The sequence below is a fragment of the Nonomuraea sp. NPDC049269 genome (genome assembly GCF_043197155.1).
GTDB lineage: Bacteria > Actinomycetota > Actinomycetes > Streptosporangiales > Streptosporangiaceae > Nonomuraea.
The window spans coordinates 386,995-406,487 of the sequence record NZ_JBICSO010000002.1 but is presented as its reverse complement, the minus strand read 5'-3'; the positions used below and the strand labels follow the sequence as shown (position 1 = coordinate 406,487).

Annotated in this window: 20 protein-coding genes and 1 pseudogene; 8 read left to right on the top strand and 13 right to left on the bottom strand. The window is 66.5% G+C overall.

The window, feature by feature from the left end; all coding sequences use genetic code 11:
- Positions 1-341: 341 nt before the first annotated feature.
- Genes ACGFNP_RS11525 through ACGFNP_RS11500 form a run of 6 tightly spaced genes read right to left on the bottom strand, consistent with a single transcriptional unit; the run spans position 342 to position 6,067 of the window.
- On the bottom strand, positions 342-1,340 hold the full coding sequence (locus ACGFNP_RS11525; RefSeq protein WP_393317406.1) for an ABC transporter permease: 999 nt from the start codon (positions 1,338-1,340) through the stop codon (positions 342-344).
- Positions 1,337-2,824 (bottom strand): sugar ABC transporter ATP-binding protein, encoded by a 1,488-nt coding sequence (locus tag ACGFNP_RS11520; RefSeq protein ID WP_393317403.1) that lies wholly within the window; start codon positions 2,822-2,824, stop codon positions 1,337-1,339. The genes ACGFNP_RS11525 and ACGFNP_RS11520 overlap by 4 nt, the downstream gene beginning before the upstream one ends.
- Positions 2,821-3,792: a sugar ABC transporter substrate-binding protein gene (locus ACGFNP_RS11515; RefSeq protein ID WP_393317400.1), complete on the bottom strand. Its 972-nt coding sequence runs from the start codon at positions 3,790-3,792 to the stop codon at positions 2,821-2,823. The genes ACGFNP_RS11520 and ACGFNP_RS11515 overlap by 4 nt, the downstream gene beginning before the upstream one ends.
- A 14-nt stretch (positions 3,793-3,806) precedes the next feature.
- The gene (locus ACGFNP_RS11510; RefSeq protein WP_219534534.1) at positions 3,807-4,178 is read right to left on the bottom strand and encodes an RbsD/FucU domain-containing protein; all 372 of its coding nucleotides are present in this window, start codon (positions 4,176-4,178) and stop codon (positions 3,807-3,809) included.
- The gene (locus ACGFNP_RS11505; protein WP_358338937.1) at positions 4,168-5,049 is read right to left on the bottom strand and encodes a ribokinase; all 882 of its coding nucleotides are present in this window, start codon (positions 5,047-5,049) and stop codon (positions 4,168-4,170) included. The genes ACGFNP_RS11510 and ACGFNP_RS11505 overlap by 11 nt, the downstream gene beginning before the upstream one ends.
- Positions 5,042-6,067, bottom strand: coding sequence for a LacI family DNA-binding transcriptional regulator (locus ACGFNP_RS11500; protein ID WP_358338935.1), 1,026 nt, complete (start codon positions 6,065-6,067; stop codon positions 5,042-5,044). Before ACGFNP_RS11500 ends, ACGFNP_RS11505 begins: the two co-directional genes overlap by 8 nt.
- 875 nt (positions 6,068-6,942) lie before the next feature.
- Between ACGFNP_RS11500 and ACGFNP_RS11495 the strand changes: the two genes are divergently transcribed.
- The 3 genes from ACGFNP_RS11495 to ACGFNP_RS11485 all read left to right on the top strand — a co-directional run bounded on the left by ACGFNP_RS11495 (position 6,943) and on the right by ACGFNP_RS11485 (position 9,945).
- Positions 6,943-7,284, top strand: coding sequence for a CU044_2847 family protein (locus ACGFNP_RS11495; RefSeq protein WP_393317395.1), 342 nt, complete (start codon positions 6,943-6,945; stop codon positions 7,282-7,284).
- Positions 7,277-8,749 (top strand): CHAT domain-containing protein, encoded by a 1,473-nt coding sequence (locus tag ACGFNP_RS11490; protein WP_393317392.1) that lies wholly within the window; start codon positions 7,277-7,279, stop codon positions 8,747-8,749. The genes ACGFNP_RS11495 and ACGFNP_RS11490 overlap by 8 nt, the downstream gene beginning before the upstream one ends.
- 230 nt (positions 8,750-8,979) lie before the next feature.
- Positions 8,980-9,945 carry a VWA domain-containing protein gene (locus ACGFNP_RS11485; protein WP_393317389.1) on the top strand — a complete coding sequence of 322 codons (966 nt, stop codon included), beginning with the start codon at positions 8,980-8,982 and terminating at the stop codon, positions 9,943-9,945.
- 198 nt (positions 9,946-10,143) lie between these two features.
- On the opposite strand, the gene ACGFNP_RS11480 is transcribed toward ACGFNP_RS11485, so the two are convergent.
- The 3 genes from ACGFNP_RS11480 to ACGFNP_RS11470 form a co-directional block, all read right to left on the bottom strand.
- Positions 10,144-10,650 (bottom strand): topology modulation protein, encoded by a 507-nt coding sequence (locus ACGFNP_RS11480; RefSeq protein ID WP_393317386.1) that lies wholly within the window; start codon positions 10,648-10,650, stop codon positions 10,144-10,146.
- Between the two features lie 111 nt (positions 10,651-10,761).
- Entirely contained in the window at positions 10,762-11,733 is a 972-nt protein-coding gene (locus ACGFNP_RS11475) for an aldo/keto reductase (RefSeq protein WP_393317383.1), read from the bottom strand.
- Between the two features lie 260 nt (positions 11,734-11,993).
- Complete coding sequence (locus tag ACGFNP_RS11470) at positions 11,994-12,320, bottom strand: carboxymuconolactone decarboxylase family protein (protein WP_358342263.1); 327 nt, start codon at positions 12,318-12,320, stop codon at positions 11,994-11,996.
- Between the two features lie 228 nt (positions 12,321-12,548).
- Between ACGFNP_RS11470 and ACGFNP_RS11465 the strand changes: the two genes are divergently transcribed.
- On the top strand, positions 12,549-13,442 hold the full coding sequence (locus ACGFNP_RS11465; protein ID WP_393317380.1) for a helix-turn-helix transcriptional regulator: 894 nt from the start codon (positions 12,549-12,551) through the stop codon (positions 13,440-13,442).
- A gap of 465 nt (positions 13,443-13,907) precedes the next feature.
- On the opposite strand, the gene ACGFNP_RS11460 is transcribed toward ACGFNP_RS11465, so the two are convergent.
- The gene (locus ACGFNP_RS11460; RefSeq protein ID WP_393317377.1) at positions 13,908-14,897 is read right to left on the bottom strand and encodes a DUF5937 family protein; all 990 of its coding nucleotides are present in this window, start codon (positions 14,895-14,897) and stop codon (positions 13,908-13,910) included.
- A 125-nt stretch (positions 14,898-15,022) separates the two neighbouring features.
- On the opposite strand from ACGFNP_RS11460, the gene ACGFNP_RS11455 reads away from it, so the two are divergent.
- Together ACGFNP_RS11455 and ACGFNP_RS11450 are read left to right on the top strand one after the other, a co-directional pair.
- The gene (locus ACGFNP_RS11455) at positions 15,023-15,877 is read left to right on the top strand and encodes an isocitrate lyase/phosphoenolpyruvate mutase family protein (protein ID WP_393317374.1); all 855 of its coding nucleotides are present in this window, start codon (positions 15,023-15,025) and stop codon (positions 15,875-15,877) included.
- 446 nt (positions 15,878-16,323) lie between these two features.
- Positions 16,324-16,974, top strand: coding sequence for a uridine kinase (locus tag ACGFNP_RS11450; RefSeq protein ID WP_393317371.1), 651 nt, complete (start codon positions 16,324-16,326; stop codon positions 16,972-16,974).
- A gap of 200 nt (positions 16,975-17,174) precedes the next feature.
- Here ACGFNP_RS11450 and ACGFNP_RS11445 read toward each other — a convergent pair whose 3' ends face one another.
- Positions 17,175-17,417: a hypothetical protein gene (locus tag ACGFNP_RS11445; protein WP_358342320.1), complete on the bottom strand. Its 243-nt coding sequence runs from the start codon at positions 17,415-17,417 to the stop codon at positions 17,175-17,177.
- Between ACGFNP_RS11445 and ACGFNP_RS11440 the strand changes: the two are divergent.
- Positions 17,337-17,590: pseudogene (locus ACGFNP_RS11440) on the top strand (IS30 family transposase); the annotation flags it as partial. The gene ACGFNP_RS11445 and the pseudogene ACGFNP_RS11440 overlap by 81 nt on opposite strands.
- Positions 17,591-17,628: 38 nt before the next feature.
- Here the strand turns inward: ACGFNP_RS11440 and ACGFNP_RS11435 are convergent.
- Complete coding sequence (locus ACGFNP_RS11435; RefSeq protein ID WP_358342272.1) at positions 17,629-17,949, bottom strand: helix-turn-helix domain-containing protein; 321 nt, start codon at positions 17,947-17,949, stop codon at positions 17,629-17,631.
- Positions 17,950-18,006: 57 nt separating this feature from the next.
- Between ACGFNP_RS11435 and ACGFNP_RS11430 the strand changes: the two genes are divergently transcribed.
- Positions 18,007-18,333: a putative quinol monooxygenase gene (locus ACGFNP_RS11430; protein ID WP_125644822.1), complete on the top strand. Its 327-nt coding sequence runs from the start codon at positions 18,007-18,009 to the stop codon at positions 18,331-18,333.
- Positions 18,334-18,691: 358 nt separating this feature from the next.
- Here ACGFNP_RS11430 and ACGFNP_RS11425 read toward each other — a convergent pair whose 3' ends face one another.
- Positions 18,692-19,360, bottom strand: a complete 669-nt coding sequence (locus tag ACGFNP_RS11425) for a hypothetical protein (protein WP_393317366.1) — start codon at positions 19,358-19,360, stop codon at positions 18,692-18,694.
- Positions 19,361-19,493: the final 133 nt, after the last annotated feature.

The window sequence follows — 19,493 nt, the reverse complement described above, 5'->3', positions numbered from 1 at the left end:
TGCCCACGTGATCCGCGCAGCGGAAGCCTCGGCGGCGGACATCTTCACCCAGGCGATCGCCGAGTGAGCGCCCCTTGTTTGCAGCAGCGTTAGCAAGATCCCGAGATTGTCCCGACAAACACAAAGGCCCGTTCCAGGTTTTCCCTGGTAACGGGCCTTGATGCTGTGTGCGGCCGGAGGTACTCGAAACCCCAACCTTCCTGATCCGTTAGGCGGCGTTGCTGTGCAGCATCCGCGTCAACCTGCAAGAGAGCTGCACCCTCTGCCCTGTTCAGGCGGCCTTCGACCTGGCCTTCGCCTTTCCGAGTCCCTCACTACCCGTCCGCCGAGTTGGTCGATGGTCAGGAGGGGACCGTCGCCGGTGTGAGTGCCTGCGCGGGCTGGGTGACGGCCAGCTTGCGGGCCAGCCGCAGCCGGTACGCGTCCAGCACCACGGCGACCAGGATCACCAGCCCGGTGATGATCTGCCGTTCGAAGTCGGAGACGCCCATGAGCAGCAGCCCGTTGGTGAGCACGCCGAGCAGACATGCCCCGAGGAACGTACCGACCATGGAGCCGCGCCCGCCCAGCAGGCTGGCTCCGCCGATGACCACGGCGGCGATCGCGTTGAGCTCGTAGCCCTGGCCCAGGATAGGGCTGGCGATGTTGAGCCTGGCCATGTACAGGATGGCCGCGATGCCCACAGCGAATCCGGCGATCATGAAGGCGGCGATCTTGATGCGGGAGGTCTTGTGGCCGGACAGGCGGACGGCTTCCTCGTTGTTGCCGGTGGCGTAGATCAGCCGCCCGAAGACGGTGCGCGACAGCACGAACCAGCCGGCCCCTGCCAGCAGCAGCGCCACCCAGAACACCGCGGGGATGCCCATGAGCGTTAGGGTCCCGAACTCGTTGAGCGCGGCGGGCAGGTTGTAGATGGTGGCCGCGTCGGTATACCGTTCGGCGCCGCCGCGCGCGATGTTGAGCATGGCCAGGGTGACGATGAATGACGGCACCCGCCACTGTTCTGACACGAACCCGTTGACCCAGCCGACCACGCCGCCGACGAGCACGCTCACCAAGATCGCGCCGACCAGCGTCATGGCGGAGCCGGATCCGGCCATCATGGTGCCCGACACGACCGCGCACAGCGCCATCGCCGAGCCGACCGACAGGTCGATGCCGCCGACCAGGATCACGAACGTCATGCCCACGGCGAGCACGGTGTTCAGCGTGATCTGGGTCATGATGTTGCGTAGGTTCTGCTCGGTCGCGAAGTTCGGCGCGGCGATGACGAAGAAGCCCGCGAGCAGCACCAGGGCGACGCCGATGCCGGCCTCGCCGAGCACGAGCCTTTTGATCACTGTGTTTCACCGTTCTTGAGGTAGCCCGAGTAGGCCATCGTGAGGATGTGCTCGGCGTCGAAGTCCGCCCGGGCGACCTCGCCGACGATCTTGCCGCGGGAGAAGACCAGGACGCGGTCGCAGATGCCCATCAGCTCCGGCAGGTCCGAGGAGACGACGAGCAGGGCCTTGCCTTCTGCGGCCAGGCCGAGCAGCAGCTCGTGGATCTCGTACTTGGCGCCGACGTCGATGCCGCGGGTGGGCTCGTCCACGATCAGGATGTCGGATCCGGCGTTGAGCCACTTGGCCAGCACGACCTTCTGCTGGTTACCGCCCGACAGGGTGCGCACATGCTGGTCGACGCCCGCGGAACGCAGGTGCAGGCGCCGCCCGAGGTCCTCGGCGAGCGAGCGTTCCTGGCCGAAGCGCACCAGGAATCCGCGCAGCTTGGCGAGCGTGACGTTGGCGCTGATCGGCAGGTCGAGGACCAGGCCCTGCGACTTGCGGTCCTCGGTGAGCAGGCTGATGCCGTGCCGTACCGCGTCCTGGGGGTGCCTGATGTGCACTTTCTTGCCGTAAAGCTCGATATTTTCGGACAAGGCGGGGTCGGCGCCGAAGATCGCGCGCATCGCCTCGGTACGACCGGAGCCGACCAGCCCGGCGAGGCCCACGACCTCGCCGCGCCGTACCGAGAAGGAGAGCGGCCCTTCGAAGCCCGCGACCTTGAGATCGTGCACCTTCAGCGCCACCTCGCCCAGCTCCGTCGGTGGCTTGGCCGGGAACTCCTGCGCCAGGTCGCGCCCCACCATCAACCTGACCAGGTCGGGCGCGGTCACGCCGGCCATCTCGCGGGTCTCGATGCTGCGCCCGTTGCGCAGCACGGTGACCCGGTCGGCCAGCTCCAGCACCTCCTGCAGGTGGTGGGAGATGTAGACGATGGCCACGCCGCGCTCGCGCAACGCCCGCAGGATGCCGAACAGGCGTCCCGCCTCGCGCGAGGTGAGTGTGGCGGTCGGCTCATCCATGATCAGCAGTTTGCAGCTGGTGGAGATCGCCTTCGCGATCTCCACCAGCTGCATCTGTGCGATGCCGAGCCGCTCGACCAGGGTGTCGGGCGAGACCTCCAGACCGATCTCCGTCAACAGCCGCGTGGCGTCCGCGCGCAGCCGCTTCCTGTCGACGACGCCCGCCGTGCGCGGCAGCGCGCGCAGGAACAGGTTCTCCGCCACGGTGAGGTACGGCAGCAGCGCCAGCTCCTGGTGGACCACCGAGATCCCGGCGGCCAGACCGTCGGCCGCGCTGGCGGGAGTGTACGGCGCGCCGTCGAAGGTCATCGTGCCGCCGTCCGGCGCGTGGATCCCGGCCAGAGCCTTGACCAGCGTGGACTTGCCCGCGCCGTTCTCTCCCACGAGGGCGTGGATCTCGCCCGCGCGGATGTCAAGGTCGACCCCGTCGAGCGCCATCACACCGGGAAAGCGCTTGATGAGGCCGGTGACGGTCATCATCCGACGTTGTCCTTGGTGATGAGCTTGATCTCGGTCTTCTGCCAGCCGCTGAAGTTCTCGCCGGCGATCATCTTCATGGCGTAGTCGATGCCGTTGGAGGCCTGCTGCGCCCCGTACTGGTCCAGGGTGGACACGACGGTGCCGTCCTTGACGTACTGGGCGATGGCCGGGATGTTGTCGAACGCGGCGACCTTGATCTGATCCTTCTTGCCCTGCTCCTCGATCGCCTTCAGCGCACCGAGCGCCATGTTGTCGTTGCCGGCCAGCACGCCCTTGATGTTCGGGTGCCCGGTGAGCATGTTGCCGAAGACGGTGTGCGCCTCGTCGGTCTCCCAGTGCGCGGTCTTGGAGTCGACGAGCTTGAGCCCGCCCGCCTTGATCGCGTCCTCGAACCCGGCCTTGCGCTGGGCGGCGTTGGCCGCGCCTGGGTTGCCCTCCAGGATGACGACCTCGGCGCCCTTGCCGAGGGCCTTGGCCAGCTCCATGCCCGACTGCTTGGCACCCTCGCGGTTGTCGGGGCCGACGAAGGGCACCTTGTCGCCGATGCCGGCGGCCTTCATCGCGCCCTCGTCGAGCTGAACGTCGATGTTGACGACCTTCACGCCCGCGTCGACGGCGCGCTTGATCGGCGCGATCAGCGCGCGCGAGTCGGCGGGGGCGATCACGACCGCCTTGGCCTGCTGGGTGACGCACTTCTCGACGGCGGCGACCTGGTTGTCGATGTCGGTCTCGTTCTGGATGCCGACCACGCTGAGCGTGAGGTCGCCGCGCTTGGCGGCGTGCTCCTCGGCGCCCTTCTGCATCTGCTGGAAGAACTCGTTGGCCAGCGACTTCATCACCAGGCAGACGCTCGGCTTCTCACCAGGCTTGGGGGCGGCGGCGGGCGCGGCGGCGGTGGTGCCGCCCTCCTTGCCGCAGGCGGTCAGCGCGAGTGCCAGACCGGCCACGACGACGATCTTCTTGTTCATGTGGTGTTTCTCCTTCAGAAGGGAACGCCCGCTTGGAGGACGACGTTCGCGTACGGCGTCGCCTCGCCGGTCCGCACGACTGCGCGGGCCCGGCCGGTGAGCTCTTTGAGACGGGTGTGAGGAATGCGTTCGGTTCTTGTCAGTACGCCGTCGAGGAAGCCGGGCGGCGACTCCTCGGCGACGTAGGCGGTCTCGACGACGAGCTCGCCGAGCACCGCTTCCAGTACGGGCAGGAAGGCAGGCTCGCCCCTGCGCCAGACGAGGTCGACCGTCTCGACGCCGGGCGGAACGGGCAGGCCGGGGTCGGCCACCACGATGAGGTCGGTGTGTCCCGCCGCAGACAGGATGTGCAGCAGGCGGGGATGCCAGAGGCCGTCATGACGCACGGGCGAGCAGCCTTTCCACTTGGTCGCCGGTGGGCATGGCGGTCTGTGCCCCGTGGCCGGTGGTGGCCAGCGCGCCGGCCGCGCAGGCCAGCCGTACAGCCTGGGCGAGAGGCAAGCCGGCCGCGTGGGCGAGCGCGAGTTGCGCGCAGAAGGTGTCCCCCGCGCCGACCGCGTCCACCGCATGCACCGGGAATGCGGGCACCTGGCAGACGCCGGAGGCGTCCTGGCCGCGCGCCCCGTGCTCGCCCAGCGTCACCACCGCGGCGCACGGCCCGAGCGCGAGCAGCGCCGCGGGGTCGGTGCCGCCGCACAGGGCGGCGGCCTCTCCCTCGTTGACGATCAGTAGGTCCACCTGGGTGAGCAGCTCTTCAAGACCCTGCGTGTACGGCGCGGCGTTGAGGATCACCGGCACGCCGTGGGCTCTGGCCTGCCGGGCGGCGGCGAGGCAGGCGGCCACCGGGATCTCCAGCTGTAGCAGGAGCGCGTCGGCGCCGGTGAGGTCGAGGTCGGTGAGGCGGAGCAGACCGTTGGCGCCGCTGGCGACAGTGATCATGTTCTCGCCGCCGTCCTCGACGACGATCATCGCCAGCCCAGTGGCGGCGGGCACCTGCCGTACGCCTGAGACGTCCACGCCCTCACGCGCCACGGCGGCGAGCAGCTCGCCGCCCAGTGCGTCGTCGCCGACCTGGCCCACCAGGCGAACCCGCGCGCCCAGCCGGGCGGCGGCCACCGCCTGGTTGGCGCCCTTGCCTCCGGCGGCCCGCACCGCGGCGGCGCCCGCGACCGTCTCGCCCCGGCCGGGCAGGCGCGTCACCGGGACCGTGAGATCCATGTTGAGACTGCCGACGACGACCAGCTCCAGCTCACGCATCGTCGACCCCGCCGACCGGGTCAGGGCAGCCACACGAGCCGCGCCTGATCAGCGTGGCGGACAGGACGACACGCTCGCCGCCTGATGAGTCACCGATCTGTGCCACCAGCAGCTCCACTGCGCGCCTGCCCAGTACCTCGATCGGCTGGCGCATGGTGGTGAGCGCGGGCACGGTGTAAGAGGAGGCGGCGATGCCGTCGAACGAGCACAGCGCGACGTCGCCCGGCACACTCAGCCCCAGCTCGGCCGCGGCGCGCACGACGCCGATCGCCTGCTCGTCGCTGGTCACGAAGAGCGCGGTGGGCCGGTCCTCCTGTGACAGGAGCTCGTGGCCGCCGAGGTAGCCCTGCCGCCGCCCGAACGGACCGTTGACCAGCGGCATCGAGGCCGGGTCGAGACCGGCTTCGGTCAGCGCCCGCGACCAGCCGGCGACACGGTCGACGGTCGGATGGATGTTCTTCGGCCCCGCCACGCAACCGATACGCCGCTGCCCGTGCGCGAGCAGGTGGCCGGTCGCCTCGTACGCGCCGCCCTCGTTGTCGAGAAGCAGGTGGCTTGCCGGGGTGTCGTCGAGCTCGCGGTCGAGCACGATGCACGGCACCTTGGAAGCGGCGAGCTGGGACCGCCAGGCGTGCGGGCCGTGGGCAGGAATCAGGATCAACCCGTCCACCTGGCGGTCGATCAGGGTCCGCACGTAGGCGGCCTCACGATCGTCGTCGTCCATCGCGTTGCCGAGCAACAGCGTCAGGCCGTGCTCGAAGGCGACGTCCTCGATCTCGCGGGCCAGCTCGGCGAAGAAGGGGTTGGCGTTGTCGGGGACGACAAGCCCGATCGTGTGCGTACGGCTGGTGCGCAACGAGCGTGCGACGGCGTTCGGCCGATAGCCGAGCTCGTCGATCGCGCGCAGCACCCGTTCGCGGGTGTGCGGCGCGACATTTCTCGGCCCGTTGTTGAGCACGTAGCTGACGACGGCGTCTGAGGTGCCGGCCAGCCGCGCCACATCGCGGCGTGTGACCACTACGCAAATCCCATCTACTCGTGTTGCAGCAGTATTCGGCTAGGGATTCCGCAGTAGCAACACGAGTAGATGGGACGTTATGAAGGTGTTATCGCAAGGTTTCAGGACGATCACGACCAGCGGGCTGAGGTTGTGCGCCGGCCTGCCGATGTCGCACAGTGCATCCTGTTCCGTACGGCAGCGCGCGGAGCCTGTGCAGGTCAGGCGGTTTCGGGGCTGCGCGATGGGCGCGGGGCTCCATGGTCGCCTGCTCACCGTACTGGCGCCCGTCCGATACGCCGATGGCCTCTTAAGGCTCGATCTGGCCGTACGCGCGCAACGTTCGGCGAGCACCGCGCCGTCGACGGGATCGATCTGGAGGTACGACCCGGTATAATCTTCGACGCCATCGGCCCGAACGGCGCCGGCAAGACCACCACGCTACGGACGCCGGCGGATCGACGCGGCCGTGCCAAGATCTTCGGGGTCAACGCGGCCGGCAACCCGCACGTGATCCGCCAGTTGGTCGGCGTCACCGGACAATACGCGTCCCTGGCTGCCCGCAAGAACCATGCGCTGGGGCCTCTCAGACATCATCGCTATCCCGATTCGACGGCGATGTTAGCGAACAATCTCGCATATCGATTTATAGTACGCAATAACGACAAATACTCGCCTGGCTGTTCGGCAGATAGAGGGGGCGTCGGCGGCACATATATCGCCTCTGCTGGAGATAGGGCATTGACGCTCAATGGATTACGGCGCGAGCATAATTGCGCAGGATTCATCCCCCGCCCGTGATCTTTATTCGAACCACGGCAATCGTCGCACTTCTGTGACCTATTCACTATCGGATGCCGACTCCAAGTGCTATCAAGGATCCTTGGAGGCCAATGATGGAGCGACTCGTCGAGTTTCAGTCAGACGGTGGAGAGACGCTACTGGTGGAAGTCCATGACCTGCCCGCATCCGATGGTGCGGCAAGACGCGGATGGGGCTCACGCCCCACAGCCCAAGAGGCTGACCGCAGTTTCGAGCAAGCCGTCGAACGTATACGCCCAGCCGCCCAAGCCGTGATCAATCGACTCCGACTCCTCTCGGACGCGCCTGATGAGATCAACGTCGAGTTCGGACTAGGACTGAGCGCGGAGGCCGGCGCCTTCATCGCGAAGACGAGCGGTTCGGCCAATTTCAAGATCTCGTTGACTTGGCATCGATCCAAACAGGGCAATGAATAAGAATACTTACAAGAATTTCGACATCCTCATCGAACGACATGGCAGCTCCTACCGCGCCAGAGTGTTGGACTCACCCAGCGGCCAGGGCGCCACACGTATTTTTCAACTTCCCTTCACCGATGAACAGCTAGAGATACTGTTACTCAAAATAGGACGTCGCCGCGGAATGCGCGGGGCTCCGCCTTCATCAAACGCAGCCGCAATCGAATTTGGCGGCAGCCTCTACTCTGCAGTTTTCCAAGAGCAGGTCCAAGCGCACCTCCTCATGAGCCTGCAGAGCACCGAAGAAGAGCAGTCCGGGTTGCGAATCAGAATACGCTTGTCAGGTTGTCCGGAACTTGCCGATCTCCCTTGGGAGTATCTGTACGACCCCGAGCGACGCCGCTTCATCTGCTTGTCAACCAGAACCCCCATGGTGCGATTTTTGGAGCTTCCCGATCCTAGTCGTGTTCTTTCGGTCACCGGGCCACTCAGGATGCTCGTGGTCATCTCCAATCCGAACGAACCCGACTTCGACGAACTCGATGTAGAACGAGAGTGGACAAATCTTGAGGAGGCATTGAGCGGTGTAGTGGAGTCAGGCTACGTCGAAATTGATCGTCTTGAGCCGCCAACCCTTAGCCGCTTGGATGCTCAGCTACGCCACCGCGACTACCATATTCTCCATTTCATTGGACATGGCCGGTTCAGCCCGCAGGTCGGCTACGGTGAGCTTCTCTTCGAAGATGACAATCACCGTGGCCTGCCGGTAGGAGCAGCTCAGCTAGCCGCCCTCCTCCATGACCACGGCTCTCTCCGCCTTGCCATCCTCAACGCATGTGAAGGCGCTCGCACAGGTCATGTCGACCCTCTGGCAGGAGTGGCCCAGACGCTCGTACAACAACGTATTCCAGCGGTAGTGGCCATGCAGTTCGAGATCAGCGACCGCGCCGCGATTGCCTTCTCCAAGGTTTTCTATGAGATGCTCGCCGTTGGCGATCCCATTGATACATGCATCGCCCATGCTCGAAGAGCTATCTACGCAATTCCAAATCCCGTGGAATGGGCAACGCCTGTTTTGTATCTTCGCGCAGCCGACGGTCAGGTGTTCGACGTATCTTCCACTCCAACGCGGATACCTGATGTCCCACCTCGCAAAGCACCATCGGCAGAGAGCCTTTGGCGTGCCACCGTATCCACAGAGAAGCGAAGCTCCATGGTATGGGCTACGATCATCAACGTAGCGTTGACGAGCGAGTCACACATCATTGTGGCTCGGTGGGGCTGGTCGGACAGTCTTGAGGTCGATGGTCGCATCTTAAAAAAATCCATGAACGACCTGAATGGCGACCATACGTTCGTGCTAACCGATGCCGGTCGAAGATTGGCTGCGGAGCTGACTCTCACGTCAAAGAGGATGCGATATATTGTCCAATCCCTTGTGATCGATGGCCAAAGCCTGTCTTGGTCGGATAAAGAGGCATGACCATAGGAAGATAGGCAGGCGGCGGTCGCGTGCAGTTCTTTGCGTACGTTGGTCCGGCGCACCTGAGGGCGCTGGTCCTGAGACCCGGTACCCCCTACGATGCCGTGTCCTGCCTCGCTTGATGCTTGACAGTCCTGCCTGCGAGCCGAATCAGGGCGTACGAAAGTGGGAGAAGGAGGAGAACTAGACTTGGCCCTGTCCCCCCTGCCGATGGGTTATGGGGAGGGCGCATGGCCTTTCTGGCCGCTGGCTGGCTGTGGTCGTTCGCGATCCTGGCTGTCGTCGTGGCGGGCTACATCGCCGTCCAGTTCAGGCGGCCCCGGCAGATGGCGCGCTTCACCGACCCGAGGTTGCTCGATCTGATCGCGCCCTGCCGTCCTGGCTGGTCACGGCATATCGCGGCGGCCGTGTTCGTCGTGCTGATGGCTCTGCTCATCCTGGCCGCGGCGCGCCCGGCCGCCTCCGTTCAGGTTCCCCGCGAGCGGGCCACGATCATCGTGGCCATCGACGTGTCCCTGTCGATGATCGCCACCGACATTCCGCCGTCCCGGTTGGAGGCCGCCAAGAGCTCGGCCAAGATGTTCATCACGAGCCTGCCCGAGCGGTTCAACGTCGCCCTGATCTCCTTCGCCCGATCCGCGGCGGTGGTGGTGGCGCCGACCCTCGACCACACGGCGGTCATCCGGGCGATCGACGCGCTGAAGCCCGCTCCCGGAACCGCCATCAGCGAAGCGGTCTTCTCCGGTCTGGACGCGATCCGCTCCTTCGACCAGCACGCCGCGAGCGATCCACCGCCGGCGGCCATCGTGCTGCTGTCCGACGGCGACAACACCTCCGGCCGCGTCGTGCCCGATGCGACCAAGGCCGCCGCCGCGGCCAGAGTGCCGGTCTCCACCATCGCCTTCGGCACGCCCGACGGCACCGTCGAGATCGACGGCCACCGCCTTGACGTCCCACCCAACGAGGAAACATTGCGCACCCTGGCCGAAGGCACCGCCGGACGCGCCTACAACGCCCGGACGGCCAACTCGCTGGATGAGGTGTACGAAAGCATCGGCTCCTCGCTCGGCACCATGACCAAACAGCAGGAGGTGGGCTACCAGGTGCTGCGCTGGGCCCTGCTCCCCACCTTCGCGCTGGCCGCGCTGGCGCTGCTGGCTCCGATCAAACTGGCCTGGGCCCGCCCTGCCCGGTGACAACAATGGACCTTTCTTTTCGCGTCGTCTACGGCGTGAGGCGGCGGCAGACGAGCATTGCTCAGACCGTCTTTACCGCAATGGGTGAACGGCTGCGATTGGCGGTGAGCCATTCGAGTTGCGCGGTCATATCGGTGAGCAGGTCCGTGGCCGGAGACCACCCGAGCAGCCGATGCGCCGTGGACACGTCCGCGCAGGTCAGCGGTTGACGGCTACCTGCTCCAGCCAGCGGCGCGTTTTGGCGCGGCCGGTGAGGAAGACCACGCGCTTGCCTGCGGCCAGCTCGTTGATCTTTGCCAGCACTTTGGGCCGCATGCGTCTCCGGTAGGTGGCCACATAGGTGAGCACGCCCCAGTGGATGCGGTTGTAGACGCCGGAGGTGTGCTGGCCGGCTCCATGCCGGAGCTGGCGGGAGAAGATCCCCCACAGGGCGGCCCAGGTGGGCACATCCATCATCACCACGGTGTCGCACGCCTGGAGCCGGACGTGCAGCGAGGAGTTGTAGTTGCCGTCGATGACCCAGCGCGGGGCCGCGACCAGCTCTTGCTGGGCGGCCTCGAACTTCTCCGGGGGGAGCGGGTTCCACTCGTCGTCGAAGTAGACCGCGTCCAGATGGGTGACCGGTGCATCCAGCAGCCGGCCGAGTTCGCGGGCCACATGAGACTTGCCGCTCCCACATGACCCGACGATGGCGACTCGGTTCATCTGCATGGCGCTCCACGACCGGATCCGGCAGGGACGGGCTCGGCCGGCGGAGTGAACAGCCTGCCCAGCTTGTTCACCAGCTTGAGCGTGAGAGTCCAGCCCTGGGCGGTGTTAGAACCAAGACGGCCCGATGTTGGTGTAGGGCTCCTCCACGGTGGCCGCTTCCTCGTCCGAGAGGTGAAGGTTGAGCGCGTCCACGGCTTGCTTAAGGTGATGGTGTTGGGTGGCTCCGACGATGGGCGCGGAGACCAGCGGGTTACGCAGCACCCAGGCGAGAGCGACCTGGGCCATGGTCACGCCGCGGGTTTCCGCGACCTGCTGCACGGCGTTGATGACAGGCTCGTCGTACGGACTGTCGAAGGACTGCACGACGTGGTCGGTACGGGAGCGGGTGCTCTGCTCGCCGGTGGGGCGGGCGAGGCGGCCCTTCCCGTTCGGCGAGTAGGGCACCAGGCCTACGCCCATGTCGCCGCACATGGCCATCAGTTCCGGCTCATCCTGCCGGCGCAGGAGGTTGTACTGGTTCTGCATGGACACGAAGCGGGTCCATCCGCCGAGGTCGGCGGCGTGCTGGAGCTTCGCGAACTGCCAGGCGTACATCGAGGAGGCGCCGATGTAGCGGACCTTGCCGGCCTTGACGACGTCGTGCAGCGCCTCCATCGTCTCCTCGACCGGCGTCTCGTCGTCGAAGCGGTGGATCTGGTACAGGTCGATGTAGTCGGTGCCCAGCCGGGCCAGGGACGCGTCGACCTGTTCGAGGATGGCCTTGCGCGACAAGCCCTCACCGCCGGGGCCGTCGTGCATCTTGCCGCGAACCTTGGTGGCGAGCACGATGTCCTGGCGCCGGGAGTACTCGGTGATGGCGCGACCGACGATCTCCTCGGAGGTGCCGGCCTGATAGACGTTGGCGGTGTCCCAGAAGGTGATGCCCAGCTCGACGGCTTGGCGGAAGAACGGCGCGGCCTTGTCCTCGGTCAGCGCCCAGGGATGGGCTCTCGGGATGGTGGGGTCGCCGTAGCTCATGCAGCCGAGAGCCAGCCGGCTCACCCTCAGGCCAGTGGTACCGAGACGGACGTACTCCATGATGACGCTCCTTACAGGTTCATGGGCGGGCTGCGCTGCGATGGGCATTCGGGGACGTGACGAGTCGCCCGCAGATGGTTCCCGGCATGTTGGCGTCGCTCGGTCTATGCGGAACCGGGGCTGCGCACGCCTCGGAGCCTTGGGGACTCAGTGGGCGATAAAGCCACCGTCGACGGGCAGGGCGACGCCGATGACGAAGCTGGCACCGGGACTGCACAGCCACACGGTGGCGGCGGCACCTCCTCGGGGCACGGGGCAGTTCAAGAATCGGTCAGAACGCTCCTGGCAACGGTGAGTGCGGACATGGCCTTGGGCCATCCGGCGTAGAACGCCAGGTGTGTGACCGTCTCGATCAGCTCCTTGTCGCTGACCCCGTTCTCGCGCGCCCTGCCGAGGTGGAAGGCGAGCTGTTCGGTGCTGCCGCTGGTGATGAGGCTGGCCACTGTGATCAGGCTGCGGTCTCGTGGAGACAGGTCCCGGTTCTCCCACACTTGCCCGAACAGCACGTCCTCGCTGTAACCGGCCAGCGCCGGCGCGATATCACCGAACTGCTGCCGAGGGCCCTCGGGCTTCTTGTTCTCCGACATCGACGGCTCCTTTCCGCGCCGATGCCCGGCACGTCCCCGCAGCGACGGGAAACGGGCATCGGCTTCCATTCCGTCCCGAACCGCGGTGTGCGCCGCTGGAGCGGACGGGCGGCCCAGTGCTGGCCTGATATCGATCAAACGGCAGGTCAGGCGCGTGCGGAAGGACCCGCTGATACGTGTACTGGCAGTACACCCCTTGTTCGGCGGGATCGTCGTAGCCTCGAACACATGGACAACCGCAGCGAGGTCCGCGAGTTCCTCACCAGCCGCCGCGCCAAGATCACGCCGCAGCAGGCCGGCCTGCCCGCCTCGGGGCACCGGCGTGTCAACGGACTGCGGCGCGAGGAGGTCGCGATGCTCGCCGGGGTCAGCGCCGAGTACTACGCGCGCATGGAGCGTGGCAACCTCTCCGGCGCCTCGGAGGCTGTCCTGGACTCTCTCACCCGCGCCCTGCAGCTTGACGAATCCGAGCGCGCCCATCTCCTGGACCTGGCGCACACCGCCAGCACCACGCGACGGCCCACACGCCGTCGCGCCGCCCAACCCATCCGGGCCGCCCTACAACAGCTGCTGGACGCGATGACCGACGCACCCGCCTTCATCCGCAACGGCCGCCTCGACATCTTGGCCACCAACCGCCTCGGCAAGGCCCTGTACTGGCCCCTCTTCGAGGCCCCCGCCCGGCCGGTGAACCTCGCCCGCTACCAGTTCCTCAACCCCGGCGCCGCCGAGTACATGACCGAACTGGACGCCCAGCGCGCCGCAGCCGCGGCACTGCTGCGCACCGAAGCCGGACAGGACCCCTACAACCGCAACCTCAGCGACCTGATCGGCGAGCTGTCTACCCGAAGCGAACCATTCCGCACGCTGTGGGCCGCACACAACGTGCGCCTGCACCACACCGGCATCAAACGCTTCCACCACCCCGCCATCGGCGACCTCACCCTCGCCTTCGAAGCCCTGCCCGTACCCAACGATCCCGGCCTCACCCTCACCGCCCTCAGCGCCGAACCCGGCACCCCCGACCACGACGCCCTCAAAGTCCTGGCTTCCTGGTACGCCACCCTCGATCACAACGAAACGAACCCGCCCGCCCCCACCAGCAACGAACACAGCGCATAGCCTGCCCGACAGTCCGATCACATAGGCGTTCCGGAACCTCAGCCAGTTTGTCGACCACCTCGACCAGGCGACAGAGCAGGCGGCGCGGCAGAGCACCGTGGCACCTCTGCAGAATTTCTTGCAGCAATGGGGGGAGTTTGTGGCGATTCAGCGCTATCCCGCCCGAGCGGCCCGCCAGCACGCATTGGAGACGGAGGTCACCACCACGACCGACAGAGTCAAGTTGGACTCAGCCTTGGCCGAAATCAACGAGATCACGACATCCGCGCGCCGAGAGGTCGTCGGTGAGTGACGCCTGGACCTGGGAGTACAACCCCGACGCTTGTCTTCACGGGAGCCAGCCGCAACATAGACGGCTGGCGGCGCTGGGCGAGTGTACGCCGTGATGCGGTGCTGTCCGCCCTGTTGCTGTACATGGCCGGCATACAGGCCGCGCACTCGATCAACGTCGCTTCGAGCAGGCTTTCACTTCTGTGCGGTGAGCAGAGCATCGGCGAGGCCGGTGCGGGCGTAGAGCACCGAGCGGCCCGCGCGGTGCGTGCTGGTCAGGCCGGCGGCCCGCAGTGCGGTGAGGTGCTGGGACACGCCCGCCGCGGAAAGGCCCGACCGTTGGGCGAGTTCGGTGGTCGAGGCGGGTGAGTCCAGTTCGGCCAGGATCAGCGCCCGGGATCGGCCGATCACGGCGGCGAGGGCTTCCATGTGCGCATGTGTCCGGCGCTCCCACAACGTGCCGATCCCGCGTGCCGGGTAGGCCAGCTGAGGTGGTTCCGACCCGACGAACCGGGTCAGCACCCGCGGCCAAGCGAAGACCGACGGCACCAGGAGCAGCCCCGCTCCGGTCTCGATCCTGGTGATGGCGCAGTGCCGCTGTACCAGGTGGAGGCTGCCGTTGGCCCAACGCACCGTGTGGTGCAGCTCGTTGAGAGCCTGGGCCGTACCCTGCTCGGCCACCTGGCGGCCCCGGTGAAAGACGTCCGCCTCCAGCACTGATCGGATCCTGGCCCAGTAGGGCGCTAGCGCAAGCCGCCAGTAGACCTCGATCTCCGCGACGATCCGAGGTAGGTAGGTCCAAGGGGTCCGGTGAAGGCCCCGCAGCCGAGGGGACAACCGGCCTTCACGCTCGGCGGCCAAGCAGTCGAGATCCCGCCGTACCTGCTCAGGGTCGGTGGCCGCGATGGCGGCCAACTCGTCGGAGAGGTCGGGGGATGCGGTCGCCGGTGTCGGGTTGAGAAAGTCGGGGAGGTGGCCGACAGGCGGAATCATGTCGGCCAGCCAACCGCGATCGAGACTCGCGGCTGCGAGCCGCAGGCGTACCTGGTCGGCCCAGCCGCGGTGCGGGCCCGGCACCGCGGCAGCGGCCAGCGCTCTGAAGCTGGTGACGACTTCCCACATGGGCGAGACAGCGCACCGGGTCTCGGCCAGATCGTTCACCGAAAAGGTCAGCCGCGCCTTCATCCCGCCTCCACTATTCGGTCCGAGCTTAATCAGTGGACGCTCGGTCCCCTGCCCGGCAGCATCCCCGGAGCAGGTGCCCACGGCAGGGTGCCGAGAAGCAGAACAACGCCAAGGCGGTCATGCACATGTCTGTTGACATTTCCCCCTCCCCCGATGCCGTAGCCAAGAGGAAGGCCCGGCTGTTCCGCAGCCTGAGCACCGATTCCGTGCTGGTGCTCCCCAACGCCTGGGACGCCGCCAGCGCGGCTGTGATCGCCGCTGTCGGCGCCACGGCAATTGCCACGACCAGCGGTGGAGTCTCGTGGTCACTGGGCCGCGGTGACGGGCAACGGCTGAGCCGGGGCGAGATGGTGGAGGCCGCGCGGCGCATCGTGGACTCTGTCGACTTGCCGGTGACGGTCGACGTGGAGAGAGGGTACGGACCGACCCCGGCGGATGTCGCCACGACCGTGCGGGCGGTGGTCGAGGCCGGTGCCGTAGGCGTCAATCTGGAGGACTCCACGGCCGTCGGCGGGCCTCTGTTCGACGTCGCCGAACAGAGCGCCAGGTTGCGCGCCGCCAGAGACGAGGCGGCCGCGGCGGGCCTGCCGGAACTGTTCATCAATGCGCGCACCGACGTCTTCCTGTTCGCGATAGGCGCATCCGAGGACCGACTGGGCGAGGTGCTGGCGCGCGCGGCGGCATACGCCAAGGCGGGAGCCGACGGCATCTTCGTTCCCGGCCTGCTTGATCTGGACATGCTGAAAACCCTCTGTGCCGAGTCGCCGCTGCCGGTCAACGCGATGGCCGTTGCCGGTGGACCGAGTGTCATCGAGCTCACGCAGGTCGGAGTGCGCAGGATCAGCCTGGGCACCGGGCTGGCCCAGGCCGCCTACACCGCGGCCCGCAGAGCCGCTGCGGAACTGCTCGGCACGGGCGGTCTCACGGCGCTGGACGGCTCGCTTGACTTCAGCGAACTCGACGTCCTGTTCCGTCATTGATCGAGGCAGGGAGGACGGCACGGAGCAGGGCCGAACTGCCGACTGTCAGGAATCTGCTAGGCGTCTCACAGACGGAACAGGACAGATGGAACGGGATGGCACGCGTATCGGGGTGTAGGCCCATCGATCAAGATCCATGAATTATCTGGAGTCAGCCGTGTCTAGCCGCTCGGCAGCGGACATCTTCGCCCAGGCGATCAGCGAGTGAGCGCCCCTTGTTAGCAGCGGCGTTAGCAAGATCCCGAGATTGTCAGGACAAACGCAAAGGCCCGTTCCAGGTTTTCCCTGGTAACGGGCCTTTATGCTGTGTGCGGCCGGAGGTACTCGAAACCGCAACCTTCTGATCCGTAGGGAACGACGCTGCCCAGGTCGGCGAGCTCGCGGCCTGGTCGACGGCAGCTGCTCATATGCTGATCTTTGTCCTCATCTCGGGAGACAGGTTGTCGATGCATCTACATCCAGGCGAGACCGAGGCCGCCGGCTGGCGGGTGGTGACCGTATTCGACGCCGTCCGGCAGCTGCGCGATGCGTCACCCGACGTCACCGGACGTCCGCGGGTGATCGCGATCGACGGCCGGGGCGGCGCCGGCAAGACGACCCTGGCCGAGCGGCTACGCAAGGTGGTGCTCAACTCCGCCATCGTGCACACCGACGACATCGCCTGGAACCACGCCTACTTCGACTGGGGCGCCGTACTCGTCGAGAACATCCTGCAACCCCTGCACCAGGGTGAGGCGGTGGACTTCCGCCCTGATGCCTGGATCACCCACGACCGGCCCGGATCGATCACCATCCCCGCCGGTGCCGACGTCATCTGGGTCGAGGGCACCGGCATCATCCGCGAAGAGCTTGCCCCGTGGTTGGACGCCTCGGTGTGGATACAGGGTGACCTGGATGAGCAAGAGCGCTTGTTGATCGTCCGCGACGGTGACTCCCCCGAGCAGCTGGAGCACGTGGCGAACTGGCTGCTGGAGGAACTGCCGTTCTTGCTGCGAGAACAGCCGTGGGCCCGAGCCACCATGATCGTCGCTGGCCCTCCGCAGACCGACCACGACCCGGACACCGAGTTGGTCGTCGCCCCACCGACCAACTCTTAGATCGGGCCGACACACCCGCAGAACGCGGGTGAGCGGTTCGAGATCAAGAACGCCGGGGTGGAGCGTCCCGAAGAACGCCCCGTGCTGACCGTCTCGAAGTTTTACGCGCTGGCCGATGTTGTGCCTCGCCGGTTCTGCGCCCTTGTGCTCCTGGCGACTTTCGGCAGTACGCGATGCGGCGAACTCGCCGCCTTCCGGCGTTACAACCTCGACCTCACGGCCCGGACGGCGAAGATCGAGGCGTCGGTCTCGGAGATGAGGACGGGGAAACTGGTCACCGGCCGGCCCAAGTCGGATGCGGGAGCCTGGATCGCCACCCTGCCGCAGATCATCGTCGGTGGCCTGTCCTGGCAGGTCGCCGCCTCGTCCACCTGCCGATCGACCGCAGCGCCGAGCGCATGCGCGACGCTCTGGTGGAGACCATGGCCACGCTGCCGGCTCATCTCAAGCGCTCCTTGACCTGGGATCAGGGCAGCGAGATGGGCGCTCACCGGGCGTTCACACTCGCCACCAGCTCGACGCCGTCGCCGCCGAGCTGAACTCCAGACCTCGCAAGACGCTCGGCTGGGAGACTCCTGCACAGCGCCTCACCGAGCTCATGACGGCCCGCCTCTGACCAGTGAGAGCAGCAGGACGGCCAGTGCTCCCGGTGGGCTAATGAGCCGCAGTGTTCCCGGTTCTGCCCGTCGCGTTGCCGGACCCCAGTTCCTCGGACAGGAGCTGCAACAGGCCGGGCAGATGACGCTCGATGTCCTGCCTGGGCAGTGAGACGGCGCTGCCGTTGCCGTGGTCACGCTGCATGATCAGCCCCGCCTCGCGCAGCACCCGGAAGTGATGCGTGCGCGCGGCCTTCTTCACCGGCAGGTCGAACGAGCCGCAGGCACGCTCCCGGTCTTCGGGATCGGCCGCGAGTTCGGCCACTACCTGGCGGCGGGAGTCGTCGGCCAGCGCGCGGAACACCTTGCCCAGATCCATGGCTCACTCCTAGGTACGATTTGCATCATACCTGGCCGATGGCTAGCGTCGGCAGGTATGAAAATTGTCGTACCTGAAGGAGGCGGGGCGGTCGGCATCTACGGCTTCGCCCGGCCGAAGCCCGAGCGCGCCGATGAGCTGGAGCGGCTGCTGCTGTCATTCGTGGAGCCGACCAGGGCCGAGCCTGGCTCGATGCAGTACCAGGTCCACCGCGACGTGGCTGATCCCAGCACGTTCGTGTTCTACGAACTGTGGCGGTCGGCCGACGACCTGCGCGCGCATCTCGCGCGTCCCGAACTCGCACACTTCCAGCAGCACCGCATGGACTACCTACGAGAAGACCTGGAGATCCACTGGCTGACACCCCTCAGCGTGACCCCCTGATCCCCATTGTCAGCGTATTCACGCCGATACGCTGGACAGAGTGACCGACCTTGGCCAGGCGCCCACCACATGCGTCGGTTCCCGAAGAATCTCGCCGCCGTCCGCATCGCATGAGCAGGCAAGACGAACGGCCGCCCACTCCCCGCTATCGAGGGAGCGGGCGGCCATCGCCGCAACGCTCGGGGTCAGCGCGGACTTTCTCGCGGCTATGCTGACCGCTGACAGCAATTGATCACGTGTGTTGCGACGACCCCTCGAATGCGCCGACGGTGTTGCTGTATGGCACTCTGCCCAACGCGCTTCGGCGCTGTTGCCACCCGACTTACCGCTGGGGAATGGGCGCTGGTCTTCCAGCTTGTCAGCTGACAACGGACGGATACCGGGCTGCCGCAAGGTCGTCGGCGAGGTCCTTGACGGCAAGATCAGCGTTCAGCGCGGTGACCACCGCCTGCGTCAGCGGACGGAGGGCATAGACGTGGCGCACCGCATCGAGATCCACGGGCACCTCGTAGTAGTCCTCCGCGAACCGCCGGAACGCCTCCGGAGACGGATCGACGAGCCGTGCAAACAGTCCCGCCGCCCCATCGGGATCGCTCACGCCGTCCGGGTAGTCGATCTCCCCCACTCGCCAACGACTGTCGCCGACCTCACGCCACAGGCAGGCAGTCACGACCGGCATCCCGTCCTCGTCGCAGAACGCCGGCTCCTCCACACAATGGCGGAAGACCTCGGGGACGGAGTCGAGCACCCCCGGCCACGGTCCGTCGTCGCCGTGCGGGCTCATCGCCGCCTCGTGGTCGAAGCCGCGAATGTACGCACCCGCCGCGGAGAAGACGATGGAGTATTCGTCTCCCGAGCCGTTACGCATCGAGGCCATCTCCTCCCCAGGACTCCAGCCCGCGTCGAAGGAGTGGTAGCGACTGAACCATTCCGGGCTCAAGATGGCCTCCAGCACCGCCATGGACCGGCACAGATCGCGAAGCACCGGAATATCAGGCAACAGCCGGGCCACATCATGAGTAGTCACGAGCCTCATCCAATCGGATGCCAGCGACATCTCCCGTGTCCTTCCGAACGGTATGGGACTACCAGCACTTCTCCAAGGGCGGCGGCTGAGAACTGCGCCGAAGTCCAGGTCCGTGTATGCCTCGGCTCGCCTC

Coding starts and splice junctions, on each gene's coding strand:
- ACGFNP_RS11520 (WP_393317403.1), bottom strand. CDS start 2,824: ATGATGACCGTCACCGGCCTCATCAAGCGCTTTCCCGGTGTGATGGCG.
- ACGFNP_RS11515 (WP_393317400.1), bottom strand. CDS start 3,792: ATGAACAAGAAGATCGTCGTCGTGGCCGGTCTGGCACTCGCGCTGACC.
- ACGFNP_RS11505 (WP_358338937.1), bottom strand. CDS start 5,049: ATGCGTGAGCTGGAGCTGGTCGTCGTCGGCAGTCTCAACATGGATCTC.
- ACGFNP_RS11495 (WP_393317395.1), top strand. CDS start 6,943: ATGGAGCGACTCGTCGAGTTTCAGTCAGACGGTGGAGAGACGCTACTG.
- ACGFNP_RS11490 (WP_393317392.1), top strand. CDS start 7,277: ATGAATAAGAATACTTACAAGAATTTCGACATCCTCATCGAACGACAT.
- ACGFNP_RS11485 (WP_393317389.1), top strand. CDS start 8,980: ATGGCCTTTCTGGCCGCTGGCTGGCTGTGGTCGTTCGCGATCCTGGCT.
- ACGFNP_RS11480 (WP_393317386.1), bottom strand. CDS start 10,650: ATGAACCGAGTCGCCATCGTCGGGTCATGTGGGAGCGGCAAGTCTCAT.
- ACGFNP_RS11475 (WP_393317383.1), bottom strand. CDS start 11,733: ATGGAGTACGTCCGTCTCGGTACCACTGGCCTGAGGGTGAGCCGGCTG.
- ACGFNP_RS11470 (WP_358342263.1), bottom strand. CDS start 12,320: ATGTCGGAGAACAAGAAGCCCGAGGGCCCTCGGCAGCAGTTCGGTGAT.
- ACGFNP_RS11465 (WP_393317380.1), top strand. CDS start 12,549: ATGGACAACCGCAGCGAGGTCCGCGAGTTCCTCACCAGCCGCCGCGCC.
- ACGFNP_RS11460 (WP_393317377.1), bottom strand. CDS start 14,897: ATGAAGGCGCGGCTGACCTTTTCGGTGAACGATCTGGCCGAGACCCGG.
- ACGFNP_RS11455 (WP_393317374.1), top strand. CDS start 15,023: ATGTCTGTTGACATTTCCCCCTCCCCCGATGCCGTAGCCAAGAGGAAG.
- ACGFNP_RS11450 (WP_393317371.1), top strand. CDS start 16,324: ATGCATCTACATCCAGGCGAGACCGAGGCCGCCGGCTGGCGGGTGGTG.
- ACGFNP_RS11445 (WP_358342320.1), bottom strand. CDS start 17,417: ATGAGCCGGCAGCGTGGCCATGGTCTCCACCAGAGCGTCGCGCATGCG.
- ACGFNP_RS11435 (WP_358342272.1), bottom strand. CDS start 17,949: ATGGATCTGGGCAAGGTGTTCCGCGCGCTGGCCGACGACTCCCGCCGC.
- ACGFNP_RS11430 (WP_125644822.1), top strand. CDS start 18,007: ATGAAAATTGTCGTACCTGAAGGAGGCGGGGCGGTCGGCATCTACGGC.